Origin of the sequence: Microcystis viridis FACHB-1342, assembly GCF_014698335.1 — a bacterium.
GTDB classification, from domain to species: domain Bacteria; phylum Cyanobacteriota; class Cyanobacteriia; order Cyanobacteriales; family Microcystaceae; genus Microcystis; species Microcystis ichthyoblabe_A.
Map to the genome: position 1 here is coordinate 1 of NZ_JACJSV010000136.1, position 2,565 is coordinate 2,565.

4 protein-coding genes are annotated in these 2,565 nt (G+C 44.2%); 2 read left to right on the forward strand and 2 right to left on the reverse strand.

What is annotated here, in order from left to right; translation table 11 throughout:
• The coding region (locus H6G40_RS22770) for an IS4/Tn5 family transposase DNA-binding protein (protein WP_190537532.1) at window positions 1–215 on the reverse strand (215 nt) is incomplete at its 3' end.
• A gap of 318 nt (window positions 216–533) precedes the next feature.
• On the opposite strand from H6G40_RS22770, the gene H6G40_RS22775 reads away from it, so the two are divergent.
• Window positions 534–1,262: a Bax inhibitor-1/YccA family protein gene (locus H6G40_RS22775; protein ID WP_069474468.1), complete on the forward strand. Its 729-nt coding sequence runs from the start codon at window positions 534–536 to the stop codon at window positions 1,260–1,262.
• Window positions 1,263–1,350: 88 nt separating this feature from the next.
• A complete protein-coding gene (locus H6G40_RS22780; RefSeq protein ID WP_002742489.1) occupies window positions 1,351–1,521 on the forward strand; it encodes a high light inducible protein in 171 nt (56 codons plus the stop codon).
• A gap of 51 nt (window positions 1,522–1,572) precedes the next feature.
• Here H6G40_RS22780 and H6G40_RS22785 read toward each other — a convergent pair whose 3' ends face one another.
• On the reverse strand, window positions 1,573–2,193 hold the full coding sequence (locus H6G40_RS22785; RefSeq protein WP_069474467.1) for a neutral zinc metallopeptidase: 621 nt from the start codon (window positions 2,191–2,193) through the stop codon (window positions 1,573–1,575).
• Window positions 2,194–2,565 lie beyond the last annotated feature (372 nt).

Here is a 2,565-nt window from a genome sequence, read left to right on the forward strand (position 1 = left end):
CTTTTGGCTTGGGCGGCAATTATATCTGAGGGGTGAAAATAGGGGGAATTCCAAAAGTCGTAGGTGGCACTCGCTGCGGCTAGATTTCCCGAAGCTTGTGGCACACTTGTACTAGGTTGGCTGGCCAAGTTTTCTACGATACTGATTAACCTTTTCTTTCTTCTGGTGTCCCCTAGGTCTGCATACTGTAATTCTTGGGCTGCCCATTTCTCCATTTTTTTGCTTACCTCCACCTTAATTCCTTCTTTCAAAACTATACCTATCAATCGTTTCCCCTTTTTTTAAGTTTCTTCTCTTTTTGTTAAGAAAGATCTGACTAATGGATAGCTTATCAAGGGGGGTAGCTGACAATTTTTAATACCTACCTACTTAGCTCGATCCCTAGTCTTTTCGTTACAATTAAGAGGGAATCGATGCCGGGGGAAAAATTTACCTTTTTTTCTTCCCTCCGATTCGCCATTCTTGACGAACTAATCAAGAATAGTTCCTGTTTAACAAGATTGATTGAGACAAGTATCTCGCACCCTATCACCATGAGTAATACCAGTAATTTTCGCCAAGCTTTACGCGAGGCTAAAAGCCAAGCACTTATCGGCCCCAATGTTATCCTCAAGGCCCTGCCCTATCTCGGTGGTGGTCTAATTTTAACTGCGGTGGGAACCTATGGCGGTTTAGGTGTGATCCAATCCTATCCCCAGATTTTCTTCCCGACTTTCTTTGTCGCCCTGGTTGCCGAGATTATTTTATTTTTTGTCGCGCGTAGTAGTGCGGAAAGCGGCAATAAAAGCACTGCTCTGCCCCTGCTGACTCTCTATAGTCTTCTTTCTGGCTATACTCTCAGTGGAATCGTCTATGTGGCCCTAGGTACTTCCGGTGTTGGTTTGCGAGGAGTGGCAATTGCTGCCCTCGGTTGCGGCCTCGCTTTTGTGTTGGGACGCAATATCGGCTCGAATCTGTCGGAAAAAGATGGTTTGGCGCTGACTCAAACCGTTAGCATCGGTATTCTCGCTCTTTTTATTGTTCTCATTGGTCAGCTAATTTTCTCTATCTTTGGTGGCGGTACTCCCACCTGGTTAGAAATCGCTATTTCTGGCATCGGGGTTTTCTTGTTTGCCGGCTCCGCAGTGGTGGACTTTTACATCTTGCCTCGTACCTACAGAGATGAACAGTATCTCAGTGCTGCTTTATCGATGTATTTGACCTATATCAACCTATTTATCTTTATTCTGCGCCTTTTAATCGCTCTTAACGGTCGGGATTAGGGCAAATAGGGAGGAGTTAGAAATTAGTTACAACCTAACTTCTAACTCCGCTAGAATAGTAAAGAAATGTAAACGGCCTGTAAAGATCATGACTGAACCACAACCGACTCAAACTCCCAAATTAGAAGACCCCAAATTTGGTTTTAATGACTATGCCGAGCGCCTCAACGGTAGGGCTGCTATGATTGGTTTTGTGATCACCCTGTTGATCGAGTATCTAACTGGCCAAGGTCTGCTATCTTGGTTAGGGTTACAGTAGTTTTTTAAACTTTTTTAAGCATTCTAGGGGAAATAGAGCCTTGAGTGTTAGTTAACGCATACAGGCTTGATGATTTTCCCCGTAGAATCCTTGTAAGACCGAATCACCTCGCTGTTGTGGTGTGCCGTGGGAGTTATTGGGAGCTTCAAAATCGCCCACTTCCGAGGCCGCTTCCGCTAGAAGTTTTCCTGCTATTATATAATCCTGTTTGGATAAACTTCTTGCTTCGGTAAATAACCAGGAAAGGGTATCTCCCGCTAGACAATCGGCCTGTAATTCAATGCCGATGCTCATTCCACCTTCATCGATGCCACCGATACCCCGATTCCACTGAACAGCGTGAGCAGCCTCGTGAGCGACGGCGTAAAGGGGAAATAGGGGATTATCACTAATGCGAGTGACTTGCTCGAGATTGACGTAAACTGTATTATCTACAGTGCAGAAAGCCGCTAGGGAAATTACACCGCAGGGAGTGGTTATCGGGCCATCACTTAACAAATACTTAAAATTGATCTGGTGTAATTGAGCCGTATATTCAATTACCGCTTCTAGGGCATCCGTAATATCGTCTGCTTGCGCTCTCTGGGCTAGAGGGGATAAAATCAAGAGGGAACTACAGGAAACAGCAGATATCAGGGATAATAAACGTTTACGGCCAGAGTTAGGTTTCATGATACTAACAAAGTCGGGAGTGAGGAAAAAGTTTAATTGATCTGAATTAGCCTAGCGCTACGACTACAATTCTAAAGGCTATATCTAAGACTTCCAGAGAAAATACAGAATTTACGCAGCTTTTGATCGAAGTTTACAGAATTTCTGGTCAAGGTTTAGGAAATTAATTTGGCACGACCACTTAGGGTCTGCTGAAAAAGTTTTTCGGTAATGATTCGGTAGTAGTGGCGTAGCTCTGTTGCTTACCCGGTATGAATTGTGTAAAATATTTATCCCACATTCCGCACCCTCAACTGTCACATAAGCTATCCCCCTCCAGAGACTTGAGTAAAAATACTTAGCTGGTGAAGGTTTTCTCGGCACCAGCTAGGG

Coding starts and splice junctions, on each gene's coding strand:
- H6G40_RS22775 (WP_069474468.1), top strand. CDS start 534: ATGAGTAATACCAGTAATTTTCGCCAAGCTTTACGCGAGGCTAAAAGC.
- H6G40_RS22780 (WP_002742489.1), top strand. CDS start 1,351: ATGACTGAACCACAACCGACTCAAACTCCCAAATTAGAAGACCCCAAA.
- H6G40_RS22785 (WP_069474467.1), bottom strand. CDS start 2,193: ATGAAACCTAACTCTGGCCGTAAACGTTTATTATCCCTGATATCTGCT.